Consider the following 18,338-nt stretch of genomic DNA (forward strand, 5'->3'; position numbering starts at 1 on the left):
AGACACATGACCCACGACCCGAACCCCAACGCATCACCAACTCTCGATCAGCACCGAGCCACCACCGTCGACACGACCGACGATGTCGACGTGAACGACGATTCCCACGCCTCCGACCACGGCGACGGGAGCGGCGAGGAAAGCGGCAACGGCTCGGGTGGGATCCACATGAGCTACGGACGTTTCGGCGCCATGATCGCCACCTCCACAATCGTGATGTTCGGACTCATGTACATCAACAGCTACGCCTGGGACCACGTCCGCTGGAGCGAAACTCGTTTCTACATGGCCTTACTGATGGGCGGCACGATGGCAATCATCATGCTCGGATTCATGCTCAGCATGTACCGCAGCACAAAGATCAACATCGGAATCTTCGTACTCGCCGTCGCCGTGTTCGCCGGCTCACTCGCCCTCGTCCGCAGCCAGGCGACCGTGCAGGACAGTTCGTGGATGCGTGCAATGATCCCGCACCACTCGATCGCGATCCTCACCAGCGAACGAGCCGAGATCGACGACGCCCGAGTCTGCGAACTCGCAAAGAGCATCATCGAAGCCCAGCAGCGCGAGATCGACGAGATGGACTGGCTGATCAACGACATCGCCGAGAACGGCAAGGCCACAACAGCCGCCGAAGCCGCCGAGCGGCCAGTCCCCGAATTCGTCGGCGCCGCCATTCGCAGCTGCCCCTGAGGTCCTGGTCTCCGCAACTGGGTTCAGGCGGGCTGCACGTCGACAACACCCATCATGCCGAGATCCTCGTGATCGAGGATGTGACAGTGATAGACCGTCCGTCCCGTCCGACCGACGAACGGAATCCTGATCACGACCTCGCCGCTGCCCGGAACGTTAACAGTGTCCTTCCAGCCGGGCCAGGCATCGTCCCCCACGACCGAGAACGGCCAGGCGTGCAGATGGAACGGATGGTCCATCCCGGTGGCGTTGACGATCCGCCACTCTTCGACCGTGCCCGCCTCGACGGTGATGTCCGTGCGTTGCGGGTCGAAGGCGATGCCGTCGATGGTGAACTCGAGACCGCTGTCGCCGTACATCATCGAGCCCATTCCCATGTCGACTCCGAGAGTGAGGGTCCGCTCCCGAACCACGAGTTCAGCGCCGACCGACACTGACTCGCCGAGCCCGTCGGGCACCTCGAGTGTTCCCCCCGTCGTAGGCAATTCGGTCGACTGACCGACCGTCGGTGCCAGCACCGCCAACGGCTGGCCTGCCCCGTCACTGCCGATCGCGAGTTCTTCCACCGCCGAGGGGATCTCCACGATCACCTCGGCTCGCTCACCGGGAACGAGGACGAGTCCATCGAGTGAACGAGTGCTGCTGAGTCGGCCGCCGTCGGAGGCAATGAGGTGCAGCACAACGCCAGGAACCGACACCGAAAGCGGCCGCGTCGCGCTGGCGTTGACGACTCGCCAACGTTCGAGACCGCCGGCGACGCTGGCGATCACCGGTTGAACAACACCGTTGACACGTACTGCTTCACCGGTCCGCCCGTGCATCCCGTCCATCGGCGAGGCCTCGCGGCCGATGCCGATCGGATCGTTGAGCACGAAGAGACGTTCGGTCATCGCTGCCATGTCAGCGCGGTCATCGACCTCGTCCTCGACGATGATGGCACCGAACAGCCCCGCTGCGACTTGAGCCGCAACAGAGCCATGGAGGTGTGGGTGGTACCAGAAGGTCCCACTGGGGTGATCGGCAGGCACGTCGTACACATATGAGCGTTCCTCGCCAGCGCCGATGGTCGCGAACACGTCGTCGCCCTGCCCAACCGGCGAGACATTGAGGCCATGCGTGTGCAGGTTGGTCGGTGCGTCCAAGTCGTTGCGGAGCGTCACGCCGAGGCGATCGCCGGGACGAATCAGAAGCGTCGGCCCGACGGGTGCGCCGTTGTAGGCCAGTGCCCCTCCGATGGCCCCCTGAAATGTTCCCGGCGCAGCGGTCAGTGTGACGTCGAGGCGACCGTTCTCGCTCCGGAGGACCTCTGGCTGTCGAAACTGCGCCGCCCCCTGTCCGGCGGTGTTGGTCTCAGGCTCTGCCCGGTTGTTGGGCGCCGTGTCGGCGCAGGCTCCGAGGAGAACGCTGCCGGCCACCGCCGTGAGGAAATGTCGCCTGCTCAGTGAGTTCGAAGCTGATGCGAACCGACCCGGATGTGCTGCCATTGCCCCATTCTACGACGCCTTGTAGTAATCGAGTCGGCGGGACGGCGTGACCGGTGGCATCACCTGAGCAACTGTTCCGAAGCTGCGACTTTCTGCGATCACGCGATGCACCAAGGGCACTGTGAACACATTGCCTTCCAAGTCGATCGAAGGAACAATCCGGGCGAGTGGATGATCCGCTGTCACAACGCCTACCACCCGGAAGCCGGCATGGCCACCGTGCTGCCCCGATCGACATGAGAGTGACACCGGAGTTAGATCTTCGACGGTGTGTAGTATATTACGGTTCGATGACGAAGCTTCATGATCTCCCCCGGCGTGCTCCGAGTTCGCTGCGACCGCTGCTCGCTGTGCTCGTCGCGATACTGGTCATCCTGGTCCCCGTCGGTGTCGCGTCGGCGCACACGAGCTTTGAGGAGTCGTCGCCGGCGAACGGCGAAACGGTCGCGGAACCCGTCAGCACCATCACGCTCCAGTTCTCCGGAGCATCCGAATACCGTGATGACGCGTTCACCGCGCTCACGTCCGACGGTGTCGTCCGTGCTCCGACCAGCGTGTCGTCGTCGGCCGATCAGAAGATGGTCGAGTTGACCTTCGACCCGCCCCTCGCAGGCGGCCAGATCGGAGTGCGCTGGGCCGTCAACGCTCCCGACCTCCACACGATCAACGGAACCTTCTCGTTCAGCGTGACCGCACCCGGCGACGCAGGTGCCATGGTGATGGACGACGAGTCCACCATGGTCACCGACGACGGCTCCACGATGGTGATGGACGACGGTTCCACTATGGACATGTCCGCGTCCGCACCGTCGTTCGACGAGTTCATGACTGTGGAGACCGCGCGCGCTGGCGAAGGAACTGCACGCTGGGGTCGATTGATCGGATTCGCTGCGATCACTCTGCTCATCGGCGGCGGCGCATTCGCCGCAACCACCCTGCGCGGGCGAAAAGACGAAATCGAACGAGCAATCGCGATCCTGCGGATCCTCGGCGCGACCCTTGCCGTCGGCGCACTGCTGGAATACGTCGGAATCACCAGAATCGCCGAGGCCTCGATCGTGAGCTACTGGTCATCACAGCCCGGACTGGCCACACTGCTACGCGGAGTCGGTGGCCTCGCCATCGCGGCGGGCCTTGCCGCAGTCACCATGCCGGTGCGCACACCCCGGCTCGCACACTCCCTGTCAGCGGCCGTGAATCCGACCGTGGAGTACGAACGCGAAGAGCGAGCCTTCTGGTCGGACGACCCCGAAAAGCCCAGGGGGCAACGCCTCCATCGTCGCACAGTCGATCGCACCGAGCGGGTGCCGTCAAGAGGAACCGCAACCATCGACCCACTACTCCGCCGGCACTCGCAGAGCCCTGCGCACGCACCGGCCCTAAGCGGTCCACACCGCAGCGTCACCATCTCGACCTCACCACCACCACGAGAGCCCCGGCCGGTTGGCATCAGCGAGGAACCAAGAGCACGCGTCTCCGAAAAGCTAGACGCCGAGTCGCCGATCATCCGACAGTGGGTCCCCGATCGCTCGTCCAGCGCCGCGTACATCGGTGTGGCCAATGCGGTCGTTTCGTTCTGGTTCGACGGCCACACCGTGTCGAAAGGCATTCGACCGTTGCACGCAATCGTCAACTCCATCCACGTCGTCGCCGGTTCCGTCTGGCTCGGCGGCGTCGTGGCGATGGCCGCCGTACTGTGGTCGCGTCACCGCTCCTCCGTCGCTCCGCGAGCACTCGAGATGGTCGTCCGCTTCTCCGGAATCGCCACCATCGCGCTCGGCGCCGTCATCGCAGCAGGAGGAATCATGGCGATCCTGGTCCTCGACTCGGTCGGCGAACTCTTCTCCACGCAATGGGGCCAGATCCTCATCCTGAAGAGCGCTGCTGCGGCGTTGGCGATGGTCGGCGGGGCATACAACCACTTCCGATTGCTTCCCGCACTCGAAGCAGACCCCGACGATCCCCGACTCGTCGAACACCTCCGGTCCGCCGTCACCTCCGAAGCCATCCTGCTCGGTTTCGTGATCGTCGTCACCGCATCGCTCGTGGCCGCGGCCTCCTAACAATCGGCTCAGCGAGTCGGTGGCGCGGCGACACCTGCTTGCTGGTAAGGGTGCGGCCGTCGCTGCGCAGTAGCTCGATCGAGGTCCCCCGACCTGAGCCGTTCGCGACACCAGGATGGAACTGCAGCTAGCCGTCGAGCGTCCGACGCCCCACCCCGAGCAGGTGAACTGGCTCGGCAACAAGATCGCAGAGCGATGCGTCTACATCGCCGGGTGGCGGCGCCCTGATCGCTCTTGCGCTGATCTGTCGTGTTCACTGTAATTCGCTGACGCGTTCCCGATACTCCTCGGGAGACAGTTCACCCTTCGCTAGTCGTTCGCCCAGGATCTCGCGCGCCCGGTCGTGTGGATCGCGGCGAGGAGCGTCGAGCACGCCGGTGGAGCGCGTGCCTGCGGTGCGGATGAGCCACACGACGAGAATGACGAACAGGGTCATCATCGCAACGCCCCACAACCACATCCAACCGCCGCCCCAACCGTTCATGTGGTCCCAGTTGTCGGTTTGGGAGAGAATCTTGTTGCCGAGCACTTGGTCCTCCTTGGACTTCGTTTCAACTGGACCGTTGTCCTTGTCGTTGTCGTCCTTGCACTTCAGTGTGCGCCTCGGCCGTGATATCGCTCAGGGCCATAGGTCCCTGCCCCGATCCCGTTTGCAGACCTCAGGCTCTTCGTGGATGAAGCCGTTCACCAGAACCTGCGCCTACTTAAGGAAGTCGAGACGCTCGATGGCCGTCGGGCTGTACGAGCGTTGTCTGGATTCGGCGCACGCCGATTCGTCAAGCACGCCCACGGATTCGCAGTAGCGGATGGTATTCGTCGTGACACCGGCCGTCTTCGCAAGTTCCCCGATCTGCACGACCATCACCGTATCGTGACCCACGTCACTCAAGCTTGCCCTCGACTGGAATCCTTAGGTTGGTGTGTGGGCATCGAACAACCACCGGGAGAGCCATGACGAACCACAGCAATCACACGCCACCAGCCGACCACAGCGCCATGAATCATGACGCCCGCTCCCGCGACCCCAGAACGACGGACGGCCATGACGAACACGCCGGGCACGGTGGCGGCGGCCACGAAGGCCACGCCGAGATGTTTCGTCTCCTGTTCTGGCGCAACCTCGCACTGGCCATCCCCGTCCTCGCCTTCTCCGAACAGGTCCAGGAATGGCTGAACTACAACTGGTCGTTTCCTGGGTCGCAATGGATCGCGCCCGTGTTGGGCACTGTCGTTTACTTCTACGGCGGCAGGCCGTTCCTGACCGGAGGCATCGACGAAGCCCGCACACGCCGGCCCGGCATGATGCTCCTGATCTCCCTTGCGATCACGGTCGCTTTCGTGTCGTCGCTCGTGTCATTGACCGACCTGCTCGACCTTGAGTTCTGGTGGGAACTCGCTTCGCTGATCGTCATCATGCTCCTCGGCCACTGGCAGGAGATGAAGGCCATCGGACAGGCGAGCGGTGCCCTCGCAGCGCTCGCTGAGCTGATCCCTGACGAAGCCGAACGCATCACCGATGCCGGTGACGTTGAGACCGTCTCGGTCGCTGCACTCGCTGTGGGCGACCGTCTTCTCGTCCGGTCGGGAAGCCGCATCCCAGCCGACGGCATGATCATCGACGGCTCCGTCGAAGTCGACGAATCAATGCTCACCGGCGAATCAAACCCCGTCGCGAAAGCCGAAGGCGACCCCGTCGTCGCCGGCTCGGTCGCGACCGACAACTCAATCCGGGTCGAAGTCACCGCGATCGGCGACGACACAGCGCTCGGAGGCATCCAACGACTCGTTGCCGAAGCACAAGACTCAAACTCTCGAGCCCAGGCGCTCGCCGATCGCGCCGCGGCGATCTTGTTCTACGTCGCCATCGCCGCAGCGGTCATCACCGCAACAGCGTGGCTGCTCCTCGGGCGCTCCGACGACGCGCTGATCCGCACGGTCACCGTCCTCATCATTGCCTGCCCGCACGCGCTTGGCCTCGCAATCCCGCTCGTCATCTCGCTGTCGACCGCCAAAGCGGCACAAAGCGGGATTCTGGTCAAGGACCGGCTCGCCCTGGAGCGGATGCGCACCATCGACACCATCCTCTTCGACAAGACCGGCACGCTGACAGCCGGCGAACACGTGGTCGCTGACCTCGCCGCACTCGATGGCGACACCGACCGCATGCTCGCACTCGCAGCCGGCGTCGAGGGCGACTCCGAACACCCACTCGCCCGCGCCATCGTCCGCAAAGCAATCGACGCCGGAATCGACGCCGCCGAGGCAACCGACTTCCAATCACTGACCGGTCGCGGCGTGTCGGCCACCGTCGACGGCCAGCGCGTCGCCATTGGCGGGCCATCGCTGCTCCGCGAACTCGACCTCACACCACCAGCCGAACTCGGCGACAAGATCCAGCGGTGGGAAGCGCGCGGCGCAGCCGTGCTGCACCTCGTTGTCGACGACGCCATCGTTGGAACGTTCGCACTCGAAGACGGCATCCGACCCGAATCGCGTCGAGCGGTGGACGTACTGCACGAGCGCGGAATCCGCGTGGTGATGATCACCGGAGACTCCCAAGCGGTCGCCGACAGCGTCGCCGCCGAACTCGGTATCGACGACGTGTATGCCGAAGTGCTGCCTGACGACAAGGACGCAGCCGTCAAGGATCTGCAGAGCCAGGGACGCGTGGTCGCCATGGTCGGCGACGGCGTCAACGACGCGCCGGCGCTGGCACGGGCTGACGTCGGCCTTGCGATCGGTGCCGGAACTGATGTTGCGATCGAGTCGGCCGGCGTCGTGCTCGCATCGTCAGACCCGCGGGCTGTGCTCGGCGTCATCACGCTCTCCCATGCCAGCTATCGCAAGATGATCCAGAACCTCGTCTGGGCCGCCGGCTACAACATCGCCGCAATCCCCCTCGCAGCCGGCATTCTCGCCCCCATCGGATTTGTGCTCCCGCCCGCGATCGGCGCTGCACTCATGAGCCTGTCCACGATCGTCGTCGCAGCAAACGCCCAACTCCTTCGTCGACTGGATCTCAGCCCCGATGCCCACTGACACCTCCACGGAGGTCCGCATCCCGCGCCCGGCGCTCGTCGGGATCGCCTCTGGACTCGCTGTCAGCCTGACCATCACGTGGCTCGACATTCTGCCTACCTCAGAAGGCCACGCCGTGCTCGTCGCAGCCATCGCCACGCCGTACCTCGTGTTCGCGCTTCTTGACGGATCGGTTCGATCTTTCGTCGCCGAAATCGCCGTGATGATCGCTTTCGTCACCACTGCGTTCTTGATCTTCGACTCGCCAGCCTGGGTGATTGCAGCGGTGCTGGCAGCACATGGACTCTGGGATCTCGCACACCTCAGCGGCCGGATCACATCACACGTCGGCGACTACCCCATCTGGTGCGGCACCCTCGATATCACCGCAGCCATTGCCCTCCTCATCACGGGTCGGGTGGTGTAGCTCAATGTCGGATCGCCGTGGCGCCACGACGGTGCGAGGAATGTCGGTGCATCCCGTCGAACGATGAAGTGCCTGCGTCGTCGCCACTCAACCGGCATCCGCTTGGCCCTCCGAATCCGACCGTTTCGACCCCGGGCCAACCGACAAATCGCCCACAAGGTCGAGAATCGTTGGCAGTGCATCCTGGAGCCGCCGGAAGGCACGAAGTGATCGTCGCAGTCGTTGCGCTCCCCCGTTGAGCTGACCAACGAGCTGACGTTCCCCGACGACGACGTCGGCGTATCCGGCCCCACAGCTGAGGTACATGAGATCGGTGAGATCGTTCTGCGTCCATGTCGTCGTTGATGTTGCGAGCTTCTGGCGCATCGCCTCCCGGAACAGACCCAACATTGGTGATCTGTCAACGTCCTCGCCATGGTGATGCAGGTTCCAATCATGGAGGTCATCGATCGACAGGCGCAGAGCGTGTGCCTCCTCGGCAATCGTTGTCGACATGTCCGCGAGGAAAGCGAGATCCGTTCGGGCAATGCGAAGGGGCTGTTCGGTCTGTTCGGTTGCCAGCCAATCGGTGAAGCGTTGCATGGACTCAGCCCAGCCCGTGGACTGAGCCGGTTCGATTGGGTCATCGTCAAGAAGTGTCGCCGCGATACCGACCACGCTCGTCCAACGCACGAATTGCGCTTGCTCGATCCGCCCGAAGTCGGTTGGCGCAGTAGGTGCTGTCGGAGCTCTTTCAGCGGCAAACAGGCGGCTCCAGTCGTGCCCGAACGGTGTGAACTTCGGCGGAGTCGCGCCGTGATAGCGCTGTCCGAGCGCCGCTGAGATCTCAACACGGCGCACTGCGAGCGGATCGTCCATGATCCAGCCGCCACCGAGCTGCAGCAGTGTGAGCGCGAGCCGATAGCGATCGAGATCCGCTGTCCATTTCGTGGTCTCGTACATGTGGCCGGCAGACATCGGCAACGCAACATGTCCTCGAAGTGCGAGCCTGGCGATTGCAAGTGCAGCGGCACACTCCCCCGGAGCCTTCACTCGTTCCGGAGCGTGAATCGCCTTCGAGATCGTGCTCCAGTGATTTTGATCGAGATAGACAACCGGTTTCACGACATCCGGTCGTCGGTCCTCACCGCGCAGAACGACGTCATCGCCGGCCGTTGTTCGAATGAGAATGTCGGTACTCGATGTACCGAACCACGCCTCACGGATCGATCCTGTGCCGGCCCCGTCTGAATCGAGCGGAAAGGTCGCTTGTTTACCGTCGACGCGCTCGAAGGTCGCAGTGCGCCGTACGTAATCAATGCCCATGGCCACAATGCGCGTCGGTTCCCCGAACGATGGACCACTACCGCTCATCCGAATCGACCTCCTGCCCGCATCTACTCGCCGATGCCACGCTGCCGATGCCTGGAGAGCGGCTGCATCCGATCGGTCACAGGATCAAGTATGCAACCAGGCGCCGAGCGCTTCGCCGCAGATTTGGACTCGAACTGATGCGCACCGTGTGATACCTCGCCGGCGCCCGGCCCCGCTGTTCGTAAACTCGCATGCATGCCGGCCCCGAACGTCGACTGGGACGAATGGGAGGGGTTCGACCCGCTGAACACGAACATCCCGCTCTCCGAAACTGAGCAAGCCCGCGTCGACCGTCTGATGGCCTCGATCCATCGCCCAATCGCTGCTGGAGACCCGCGGCGGCACCACTACTACCCGCAGTCGTTTCTGAAGCGCTTCGGCAACGACAACGCCATTGGAAGAGTCCCGATCGCCGAGCCGCACAGTCACGCAGTACTACGAGTGTCAGACGCTGCGGTGATGAAGGACCTCTACACAACAATCGACAAGACCGTCGGCGAAACCGTTGCTGTCGAGAAGGTTCTTGCTGAGGTCGATGGTGCTGCTGTACAGCCGTTGGACCGACTTGCGCACGGTGTGCTCTTTCCTCCCCAGCAACGCGATCGCGAGGCGCTTGCAATCTGGCTCGGGATGCTGCACGTTCGCACGCCAGCGCAGCGGCGTCATATGGAAGCCATGGCCGACCAGGCAATCAAGCTTCAACTGTCGCTCGTCCAGGACGAAGCCTCGGCGCACCGGTTCCTCGAGGATTGGCACGGCCAGACTGCGACCGATTCCGAAGCTCGCGAGTTGCTCGATTCGATGGACAAGCTCGAGGGCACCGAACTGGTTCCCCACCAGAACGAGTTCGTCATGCAGATGCTCGACTTGGGTTTACGGGCTTCAACGCTCTTCATAGCTCGCCACTGGGCCGTCGTGAAGTGTCCCGCAAACGGTCCTGGTCTTGCGCTCTCCGATTCTCCATTTCGACTGATCGAGCACCCTGAGAATCACCGCCCGCTGATGGGAGTCGGCTTGGCAACCGCTGATGAGATCTGGATCCCACTCGACCGTCACACGCTGCTCATCATGCACTCGAACCCGGGAACCGGCGATCGCGTGATCCATCTTGACTCAGACGACGACATCTCGGCGCTCAACCAGACGATTGTCGACACCGCCCGGGTCGAGGTCTTCTGCCACCCCGACGACTCGGACAACGTTGCGACACTCACGTTCCAAGATCCCGATCGCCCTTTCGGGCGGGTATCGGCCGGTTGGCCGATCGCATCCACAGATGGAATGAACGGCACCGTCAATCGTCAACGCCACCATCGCTATCGGCGAGAAGCTCCGCCCGACCCGGCTGAGTCCTGAAGCCGACTTGTCAAGGCATCCGACCCAACCGTTCCCTGCGGCGCACCGGTGGATCGCCGAATCGACATCGCCTGCTCGCTATCCACGTATGGGACGAAGTCGACGACGGTGCGCGACCTCTCACAGGCATGAGTCGGAACCGCGCCAGTGCCGACTCGCACTATGAAGTGGGCACAGCTCGGACAAATCCACGGCCGATGCTCGTCGCCTCTCGACTGCTTGGTCTCCCCAATGACAGCCGATCCCTGTTCGCTCATCGCTTCACCGCCGTCGGCGAACTCCGAGCGACCGTCCGAAGATCATCACCGAGCCGACGCAGCAGGCTCCGCTGCTGCAGCAACTCCTCCAACGCCTCGATCAACACCTCACGATCGACAGCCACCTTCGACGCCGGTGGCGCCATCGCAGCCGACCGAATGTGGGCCGTGATCTCGTGATCAGGAACTGACATGAATTGAAAGCTACACGAACGTACGTTCGTAGCAACCCGACGAACCCGTCTCGCACACATCATGTCGGTTCACCGGACGCCGATGCGGCCGTCGACACCGCTGTTCGTATCGGCCTCTCGACCCGCGCCGACGCCTCCCGGACTTTCGACTGCGGCCATCCCAACACCTCCGATGCGTGGGCGACACTCGTCGCTGCAACCAGCCGCCGCACCGCATCAGCCTGCTCAAGTTCGAGCGCCGCGATGTCCGTCCTCATCGTCTCGATCCGGCGTTCCCGACTGAAGAAGTCGTTCACCGCTGTCATCTGCGCATCGAAAGCCGCCTTGACTCGTTCCCGAGCCGCTCGTTCCGCTTCCGTCTCTCTCCGTCGAGCCATCTCGACATCTCCGATCGTCATCGATAGCCGCCTCGAACGGCGACCGCCTCTACAAACAACAGCCCCCAGAATCGACGGATCGCTACATCGACCCGGCCGATCAGCGCCAATACGCACGACGCAAGTCAGCCGCCGGCCGACCCGAAACGCCTCAATCACTCGAAATCAGGTCCGCACAGATGCACCAAGGTGCTGCACCGGCGCCCGGGACGCCGCACTTCGTTGTAACGAACCAGTCCGGCTGGGGGCTGTTACCAGTGGAATGTTGTCGCTGTGGAAGCTCCGTGTCGGCGCCGAGGAGTACTACCTCGGCCAAGTCGCCGCCGGCATCGACGACTACTACTCCGGTGCCGGCGAGACCCGGGGCCAGTGGATCGGAGCAGCATCGTCGGCGCTCGGCCTGGCCGATGGCGTGACCGGCGACGAGCTGCGCGCTGTCCTCGCCGGGCTCTCCCCCGGCACCGGATCGACCCCGAACGGCGACCAAGTCCGGACGTGGAAGAACCGTGTTCCCGGCTTCGACCTGACGTTCTCAGCACCCAAGTCGGTGAGCGTTCTGTACGCGCTCGGCGACCCACTCGTGCGCGCCGAGGTCGTTGAAGCAACCAACACCGCCGTCGAGGAGGCGATCGCATGGCTCGAACGAGAAGCGTGCTTCGTGCGCAGGGGGTCGAACAATCGGGCCTCGAAGCCGGCACCGTTCGAGCAGTTCGGCACCCGCCGACTGCGCGGCGCAGGCTTCATCGCCGCAGGGTTCCGGCATCGAACGAGTCGCGCCGGCGACCCCCATCTGCACACCCATGTCCTCGTCGCGAACATCGCTCGCGGCCCCGATGGCAAGTGGTCCGCACTCGACGGTCAAGCCCTCTACCGCTCCAAGTTGGCAGCCGGCGCGCTGTACCAGTCGGTGCTCCGCAACGAACTCGCCCGCCGTCTCGGCGTCGAGTGGAACACGGTCCACAACAACGTCGCCGACATCGCCGGCATCCCCCGAAGGGTCCTCAAGCACTTCTCGAAACGCCGCGCCGAGATCGAAGACGAACTCGAACGACTCGGCCTCAACGGACCCGATGCCGCCCGCGAAGCGATGCTCGCGACGCGTCGGAAGAAGGCCGACATCGACCACGAGACCCTCGACCACCAGTGGGAAGCCGACGCTGCCACCGTCGACTACGGACCCGACGACATCACCGAACTCCTCGCCTCCGCAAGCGTCATCGATGGACACCAAGACCTCTCAGACCCGGCGCACGTCACCGTCCACGTCGCCGACCATCACACCGGTGAACGCATTGAGCAGCTGGTCTCGATCGCCGACTTCGTCGCACAAGTCGCTGTCCGACTGCCCGACACCGACTCCACCGTCACCCGCCACGAGGTACAGAACACCGTCGCCGCAACCCTCACCCGCAACGGCAACAGCAACCTCGTCGAGCGACTGACCGACGCCGTGCTCGCATCACCCGAACTCGTCCCGTTGCCGACCGAGGACGGCGCCAACGCCGGCTTCGAGCAGCGATGGACCACACGACGACTGCTCGACATCGAGGCCGACCTGCTCACGATGTTCAGCGCTCCCAGTGCCAACCATCACTGTGTCGATGAGGCATTCGTCGAGGAACAGATCGCGGCAGCCGGCGGAACGCTCGGCAGCGATCAGCTCGACACCGTCCGCCGTGTCTGCACCCAGGGACGTACGGTCGAAGTCGTCGTCGGACGCGCTGGCACCGGCAAGACGTACACGATGAACACGGTTCGACGAGTACTCGAATCCTCCGGACGACACCTCATCGGGGTCGGCCCATCGGCCCGTGCTGCACGCGAGCTGGGCGAAGGCGCCGGCATCGACTCCTACACGGTCCCACGGTTCCTCCAGGTCGCCGAACAACTCACCTCGGCACACGTAGTCGTGGTCGACGAAGCCGCGATGACCGGCACCATCGACCTGTGGAACGTCTGTCGCACCGCCCGTTCCGCCGGCGCGAAGGTGATTCTCGTTGGCGACCACCACCAGCTCCCCGAGGTCAACGCCGGCGGCGGTTTCGCCGCCGCACTCGACGCCGCAGGCGACCAGGCAGCGCACCTCACCGTCAACCGTCGGCAACGTGAACCGTGGGAGCACACTGCACTCGACCACCTTCGCAACGGCGACGTCGCACAAGCCTGGGAGCAGTACCTCGCACACAACCGAGTCGTCCTGGCCGACACCGTCGGATGCATTCACGATCGTGCCGTCACCGATTGGTGGAACAGCTACCTCGCCGGATCGAACGCTCAGCTCCTCGCCGGCACCCGCAACGAAGCGCGAGCCCTCAACGCACTCGCACGGCTCCAACTCGCCGAATCAGGCCAACTCGGCAACGACACTCTGACCGTCAACGATCGCGAGTTCCGCACCGGCGACCGCATCGTGCTCCTCCAGAACGCACCCGGCCAACTCGACCTCGACACCAGGCGTGCCTGTCGAGTCGACAACGGCATGATCGCCACCGTCACCGCCATCAACCCGACGACATCGGAGATCGACATCGCGCTCGGCAACGGTCGCCGGCTCAGGCTCACAGGCGCATACGTCAACGCCGGGAACATCGACCACGGATACGCGACAACCATCCACAAAGCGCAGGGAATGACCTGCGATGACATCTACGTCGTCGGCCCCACCGGCCTCTACCGAGAAGCCGGCTACGTCGCGCTCTCCCGGGCCCGTAACACCGCGCACCTCTACGCCACCACCAAGGACGCAGCCCTCGTCGGGGAACGCCCCCATACGACCGACGGCATTCCGCTGCCATCGGAGCGTGTCGGCGACCCGGGCGGCGACATGCTCGACATGCTCGAACGCTCCCAAGCCAAAGCGTTCGCATCCAGCCTCGCACCGAACCTCGCGACGGTCGCCAACATCGCAAACTCCCATCGACTCGACGCACTCCGAAACCGCCAAACCGCCATCACCACCGCAACCCGAGAACTCCAAGCCGCAGGCCTCACCGACCCAACCCAGGCAGCACGCGCTCTTCACCGAGCGCTCTCCCACCGAAGCCGAATGGAGCCCGGCCGACGCGTCAACGCACTCGACTGGGACAACGTCGGCACCATCACCTACCTCCACGACAGCATCGGCGCAGCAACCGTCCAGTTCACCACCAGCGACGGCAAACACACTCGCACCAAGACACTCCCGTGGAGCGAGATCAAGCCGATCGACCAACCCGACACCGTCGAACTCACCAACACCGCCGGCCGCTACTTCGACGACGCCCACAGCGAACTCGAACGACACCTCGACGAATGGAACACCGCACTCGGCACCTACGACATCGCACCCGACGAACCCGCCACCATCCCGGCAGCCATCGAACACCGCACCCGACAACTCACCCACCAGCTCCGCGCCGCACCGCCACCCTCGCTCCGAGCCTGGTACGGCAACCGACCCGCCGACGCCGTCGGGGCCGCCGTCTACGACGATGAATTCGCCAGCCTCGCCGCATGGCGCGACACCCACCACCTCGACGAACACACACCCGGATACGGACCCCAACCCACCAACACCGCCAGCCTCGCCGAATGGCGACAACACCTCGACCGAGCCCTCGACACCCGCATCTGGCTCCTCCAACACCGACCCCAACTCGACCCGCAGCAACTTCCCGAAATCGGACTGCGCGCAGCCCGAGAGCGCATCGCTGAACTCGAACAGCTCTTCGCCACGGCACCACCCGACCAACGCAAGATCGTCGACGACATCCTCGCCAGCGACCTCTCGATCAACGACAAGGCCGAAGCGCTCCGCCTCGCCCACCACAGCCAAAGCGAACGACGCGACTGGATCCTCGAACACTGGCCCCACATTGTCGAGCACCAAGAACTCGCCGCTCTCACCGACGACGCCGACGCGCTCGCCCACTGGCCGCCCCCGCTCCCCCATCAGGCCCAAGCCGCCGTCGACACTGTCCGAGCCACGATGGCCGACACGCCAGAGGACTCAACACTTATCGAGATCGACGCCGCCATCGAACGCCACAACCCGCACCACCAACTCCGTCACCTCACCGAACAACGAGCCCCATTGCTCGACCAGCTCGCCGCGCTCACCGACACCCTCTCGGACCCCGCCATGCCCCACGACCTGCTCCAGACGCACATCGACCGACTCCGCCAACGCATCGACGACCTCGACAAGCGCATCGACGGCACCCGCACCGACACGACCCTCTGGGAATGGGGCCAACGCACTGACCCTGATCTCGCCGCTGCCCTCAACCGACGAACCAACCACCTCGCATACCGAGCCCTGGAATCATCCGCTGAGTGGATCGACCAACTCGCCGAGAACTGGGCGGTTGAAAACGACGAGTGCGACCCCAACGACCTACGCCGTCTCATCCACGAAGTCGCCGCATACCGAGAGCGGACGAGGCATACCGGTCCAGATCCGCTCGGGCCAGCGCCGCTTCGAACTGATTTTCATGCGGACCAGTGGGAACGGCTCGCATCTCAGGTCGCAAGCGAGCACCGCCTCGACGCAGCCGAGCACGTGGCTCCTCCAAGTTTGTGATTCCTCACGGAGGCCGAGGTGCCTGCCCGCTCCCGGCTCGTCGCCCCTGAGTTCTCTGCCGGCGTCGATATGTGCGGACACCCGGCGATCGCAATGCCGGGTCCAGAGCGGGTCGTTGGAGTGCCGCGATGATTATTCTTGAGCGGGTGTAGCACGTAGTGCTACGATGGAGGGATGAGTCAGGTCGTCACCCAACGAGAACTGCGCAACGGCAGCGGAGAGATCATGCGTCGCCTCGACGAGGGCGAGTCCTTCGTGGTCACGCGCAACGGCGTGCCGGTGGGTGAACTCACCCCGCTGCGGCGACTTCGTTTCGTGACGGCGGATTCCATCGCGCAGCTCTTCCAGGCAGCTCCGGCCATCGACGGCGAACAGTTCCGACGAGACCTCGACGCTGTCACCGATCAGAGCATCGAACCTCGTGGCTGATCAACGGTTCGAGCGTGGCGTACTCGACACGTCGGTCGTCATCGACCTCGACACCATCGACGTAAGCATGCTTCCATCCGAGGTCGCTGTAACTGCGCTCACAATGGCCGAACTCGCGGCGGGTCCGCATGCGGCCAATGATCCAGCGGAGCGCGCGCGTCGCCAAGACCGGTTACAAAGGACCGAGGCTGCGTTCTCTCCGTTGCCGTTCGATGCCGACGCAGCACGCGCGTATGGGCGGATCTACGCAGCAGTGACAGCAGCAGGTCGCAAAGCGCGAGGCGCACGCGCGGTCGATCTCATGATCGCAGCCATTGCGTGCTCTGCCGAACTGCCGCTCTACACGCGGAACCCGAGTGACTTCGCTGCTCTGGACGACTTGGTCAACGTCATCGCCATCTGAGATCCCGCGCCTGATCACTCTCGCTTCCGAACTCGTCGAGCTGATCGTGATCGGCACGTGCGACCTGTCGGATCAGTCGAGAGTGCACAAACCTATTGGCGGGCTTGCAGTCCGTCGGCTCGGCGTGCACTCTGGACAAGTGAAGCAACGAAACGTTCGTCCGTTGGGACTTGAAGAGCTTAACGCTCTGACGACGAAGCGTTTGCTCGCGTACCGCTCACGTCTCCTCAGCCTCCAGGAATCGGCGGCCGAATCGGACATGGACGAATCCCAGGTAGCCGAACTCGATCCAGCCTTGCTTCACTTCAAGGATCAGGCGCTTTGGCTCGACACCTACGCGCAACTCAAGACGATTCTGGCTCGTCGCGAGCACGTTGACTGACCTCGCCCCGCTCAGATCGCCGGGCTACCTGCAGCATCAAAAGTGCTCGTGATCGGCACTTCGGATTGGTCAAGCCCGCTCAGGAACGCGCCTTGCCACGACTGCCTCAACTGTGTTCGGGCACCGCTGCGCGCCCACGCCGAGTCGCGCGACAATTGGCGGATGGTTGCGCAGGAGGACCCGGCATCGGAGAACCTCGACGTCTACGACACGAAGGCCGGATGGTGGAACCCGGACCTCGGTGAACTCGTCGTGCCCGACGGTTGGGAGTTCTTGGCATCTGGTGATGCGTTCGTCACCAGGCGGGTGAAGGCAGCCGGCGTTTACTGGAATGCATGGAAACCGAAGAACCGGCGAGGCGGTCATCGACGACGCCTCGGCCTGCTCGCACCCACCGCAGGAATCGACGCAGCCCGCAACGCCGCCATCGAGACAGCCAACCAGCGTGCTCGGTCTCGCGTCGCCGGTGCCCGTCATCGAGAGCGCCTCGAGGCCGACTACCAAGGGGAGCTGCGCGACACGGTTGTGCGGTGGCTCGACTTCGTGCCCGAACACCACGACCTCGCAGTTGACATCGCCATCGGCACCGCTGCGCAAGCCACCGTCGTCGGCAGCGGCCGGGTCGGCCGCACCAGAACGCTCAGCGTTGACGAACGCGCTGTGCTTGCCGCCCGCGCCTACATCCGCCACCACCACACCGACTACCACGATCGACTCGACAACGCGAACGTCGAACTCGGCGACGACATCGACGATGACGACTACCGCGAGATCAAACGCGCTGCTCACGACGAAGTCGAAGCATTCCTCGACGCTCACCGGCAACACCACTCCGGCGGAGGCGCCACGGTCGGATGACTCTCCGGTTGGAGCCGAAGTCGTCGAGTCAACTCGGCCGCGTGGGCGCGGAACGACTACTTGTCTGGCTGTGCGACACCTTTGTTTCAGCTACTCGCTTCGACGCACTCGTCGCAGCAGTCGACGCTGACGGTGGCCCATCGGGGACTGCCGCCCGTCACCACAACCGACCACCCGTCGACAAACCGCTCGTAGCAGCACGTACGCGATCGGCAAGGTGCGCGAGAATGAGTATGTGCCGACGGACCTGATCGACGAACCAATGCTGTTGGTTCGGGCGGAAAGTACCGACAGCGGGATCTCGGTTGCGTGGACTCACCATGCCGACGGAGAGCGGCGCGCCTTGGCCATTCGCAGGCTCAAGGATTTTCTTGCTCGGATCACCGACGTTCCTGTTGTCTTGTCGCGACGCCGCACCGATTCGGTAGTCGGAGTGCCCGACCCCGTCGGATCGCTCCATATCGAGGTCGACGATGTCCGATT

Annotated in this window: 16 protein-coding genes; 11 read left to right on the forward strand and 5 right to left on the reverse strand. The window is 64.0% G+C overall.

Annotated elements, in window-relative coordinates; genetic code table 11:
* Positions 1–168: 168 nt before the first annotated feature.
* A complete protein-coding gene (locus tag ACE37B_RS06840) occupies positions 169–693 on the forward strand; it encodes a DUF305 domain-containing protein (RefSeq protein WP_409922903.1) in 525 nt (174 codons plus the stop codon).
* 23 nt (positions 694–716) lie between these two features.
* Here ACE37B_RS06840 and ACE37B_RS06845 read toward each other — a convergent pair whose 3' ends face one another.
* Positions 717–2,177 (reverse strand): multicopper oxidase family protein, encoded by a 1,461-nt coding sequence (locus ACE37B_RS06845; protein WP_409922528.1) that lies wholly within the window; start codon positions 2,175–2,177, stop codon positions 717–719.
* A 105-nt stretch (positions 2,178–2,282) separates the two neighbouring features.
* Between ACE37B_RS06845 and ACE37B_RS06850 the strand changes: the two genes are divergently transcribed.
* Positions 2,283–2,417: a multicopper oxidase domain-containing protein gene (locus tag ACE37B_RS06850; RefSeq protein WP_409922529.1), complete on the forward strand. Its 135-nt coding sequence runs from the start codon at positions 2,283–2,285 to the stop codon at positions 2,415–2,417.
* A 50-nt stretch (positions 2,418–2,467) separates the two neighbouring features.
* A complete protein-coding gene (locus ACE37B_RS06855) occupies positions 2,468–4,240 on the forward strand; it encodes a copper resistance CopC/CopD family protein (protein ID WP_409922530.1) in 1,773 nt (590 codons plus the stop codon).
* Between the two features lie 253 nt (positions 4,241–4,493).
* Here ACE37B_RS06855 and ACE37B_RS06860 read toward each other — a convergent pair whose 3' ends face one another.
* A complete protein-coding gene (locus ACE37B_RS06860) occupies positions 4,494–4,769 on the reverse strand; it encodes an SHOCT domain-containing protein (protein WP_409922531.1) in 276 nt (91 codons plus the stop codon).
* A 171-nt stretch (positions 4,770–4,940) separates the two neighbouring features.
* Positions 4,941–5,102 carry a MerR family transcriptional regulator gene (locus ACE37B_RS06865; protein WP_409922532.1) on the reverse strand — a complete coding sequence of 54 codons (162 nt, stop codon included), beginning with the start codon at positions 5,100–5,102 and terminating at the stop codon, positions 4,941–4,943.
* Positions 5,103–5,236: 134 nt separating this feature from the next.
* Here ACE37B_RS06865 and ACE37B_RS06870 point away from each other — a divergent pair, with 134 nt between their 5' ends.
* Both ACE37B_RS06870 and ACE37B_RS06875 read left to right on the forward strand, forming a co-directional pair.
* The gene (locus ACE37B_RS06870; RefSeq protein WP_409922533.1) at positions 5,237–7,279 is read left to right on the forward strand and encodes a copper-translocating P-type ATPase; all 2,043 of its coding nucleotides are present in this window, start codon (positions 5,237–5,239) and stop codon (positions 7,277–7,279) included.
* Positions 7,269–7,685 carry a hypothetical protein gene (locus tag ACE37B_RS06875; protein WP_409922534.1) on the forward strand — a complete coding sequence of 139 codons (417 nt, stop codon included), beginning with the start codon at positions 7,269–7,271 and terminating at the stop codon, positions 7,683–7,685. Before ACE37B_RS06870 ends, ACE37B_RS06875 begins: the two co-directional genes overlap by 11 nt.
* 87 nt (positions 7,686–7,772) lie before the next feature.
* Here the strand turns inward: ACE37B_RS06875 and ACE37B_RS06880 are convergent, their stop codons facing one another.
* Entirely contained in the window at positions 7,773–8,990 is a 1,218-nt protein-coding gene (locus tag ACE37B_RS06880) for a hypothetical protein (RefSeq protein WP_409922535.1), read from the reverse strand.
* A 243-nt stretch (positions 8,991–9,233) separates the two neighbouring features.
* Here ACE37B_RS06880 and ACE37B_RS06885 point away from each other — a divergent pair, with 243 nt between their 5' ends.
* Positions 9,234–10,394, forward strand: a complete 1,161-nt coding sequence (locus ACE37B_RS06885; RefSeq protein WP_409922536.1) for a DUF4238 domain-containing protein — start codon at positions 9,234–9,236, stop codon at positions 10,392–10,394.
* A gap of 253 nt (positions 10,395–10,647) precedes the next feature.
* Here the strand turns inward: ACE37B_RS06885 and ACE37B_RS06890 are convergent, their stop codons facing one another.
* Positions 10,648–10,845, reverse strand: coding sequence for a hypothetical protein (locus ACE37B_RS06890; protein WP_409922537.1), 198 nt, complete (start codon positions 10,843–10,845; stop codon positions 10,648–10,650).
* Between the two features lie 639 nt (positions 10,846–11,484).
* Here ACE37B_RS06890 and mobF point away from each other — a divergent pair.
* The 5 genes from mobF (at position 11,485) to ACE37B_RS06915 (ending at position 17,855) form a co-directional block, all read left to right on the forward strand.
* A complete protein-coding gene (mobF, locus tag ACE37B_RS06895) occupies positions 11,485–15,783 on the forward strand; it encodes a MobF family relaxase (protein WP_409922538.1) in 4,299 nt (1,432 codons plus the stop codon).
* Positions 15,784–15,957: 174 nt separating this feature from the next.
* Positions 15,958–16,212, forward strand: a complete 255-nt coding sequence (locus ACE37B_RS06900) for a type II toxin-antitoxin system Phd/YefM family antitoxin (RefSeq protein WP_409922539.1) — start codon at positions 15,958–15,960, stop codon at positions 16,210–16,212.
* Positions 16,205–16,615, forward strand: a complete 411-nt coding sequence (locus ACE37B_RS06905) for a type II toxin-antitoxin system VapC family toxin (protein ID WP_409922540.1) — start codon at positions 16,205–16,207, stop codon at positions 16,613–16,615. The genes ACE37B_RS06900 and ACE37B_RS06905 overlap by 8 nt, the downstream gene beginning before the upstream one ends.
* Positions 16,569–16,997 carry a hypothetical protein gene (locus ACE37B_RS06910; RefSeq protein ID WP_409922541.1) on the forward strand — a complete coding sequence of 143 codons (429 nt, stop codon included), beginning with the start codon at positions 16,569–16,571 and terminating at the stop codon, positions 16,995–16,997. Before ACE37B_RS06905 ends, ACE37B_RS06910 begins: the two co-directional genes overlap by 47 nt.
* A 162-nt stretch (positions 16,998–17,159) precedes the next feature.
* Complete coding sequence (locus ACE37B_RS06915; RefSeq protein WP_409922542.1) at positions 17,160–17,855, forward strand: DUF2293 domain-containing protein; 696 nt, start codon at positions 17,160–17,162, stop codon at positions 17,853–17,855.
* Positions 17,856–18,338 lie beyond the last annotated feature (483 nt).

Source organism: Ilumatobacter sp. (assembly GCF_046290335.1).
Taxonomy (GTDB): Bacteria; Actinomycetota; Acidimicrobiia; order Acidimicrobiales; family Ilumatobacteraceae; genus Ilumatobacter_A.

Coding starts and splice junctions, on each gene's coding strand:
- ACE37B_RS06840 (WP_409922903.1), top strand. CDS start 169: ATGAGCTACGGACGTTTCGGCGCCATGATCGCCACCTCCACAATCGTG.
- ACE37B_RS06845 (WP_409922528.1), bottom strand. CDS start 2,177: ATGGCAGCACATCCGGGTCGGTTCGCATCAGCTTCGAACTCACTGAGC.
- ACE37B_RS06850 (WP_409922529.1), top strand. CDS start 2,283: ATGCACCAAGGGCACTGTGAACACATTGCCTTCCAAGTCGATCGAAGG.
- ACE37B_RS06855 (WP_409922530.1), top strand. CDS start 2,468: ATGACGAAGCTTCATGATCTCCCCCGGCGTGCTCCGAGTTCGCTGCGA.
- ACE37B_RS06865 (WP_409922532.1), bottom strand. CDS start 5,102: ATGGTCGTGCAGATCGGGGAACTTGCGAAGACGGCCGGTGTCACGACG.
- ACE37B_RS06870 (WP_409922533.1), top strand. CDS start 5,237: ATGAATCATGACGCCCGCTCCCGCGACCCCAGAACGACGGACGGCCAT.
- ACE37B_RS06875 (WP_409922534.1), top strand. CDS start 7,269: ATGCCCACTGACACCTCCACGGAGGTCCGCATCCCGCGCCCGGCGCTC.
- ACE37B_RS06880 (WP_409922535.1), bottom strand. CDS start 8,990: ATGGGCATTGATTACGTACGGCGCACTGCGACCTTCGAGCGCGTCGAC.
- ACE37B_RS06885 (WP_409922536.1), top strand. CDS start 9,234: ATGCCGGCCCCGAACGTCGACTGGGACGAATGGGAGGGGTTCGACCCG.
- ACE37B_RS06890 (WP_409922537.1), bottom strand. CDS start 10,845: ATGTCAGTTCCTGATCACGAGATCACGGCCCACATTCGGTCGGCTGCG.
- mobF (WP_409922538.1), top strand. CDS start 11,485: ATGTTGTCGCTGTGGAAGCTCCGTGTCGGCGCCGAGGAGTACTACCTC.
- ACE37B_RS06900 (WP_409922539.1), top strand. CDS start 15,958: ATGAGTCAGGTCGTCACCCAACGAGAACTGCGCAACGGCAGCGGAGAG.
- ACE37B_RS06915 (WP_409922542.1), top strand. CDS start 17,160: ATGGTTGCGCAGGAGGACCCGGCATCGGAGAACCTCGACGTCTACGAC.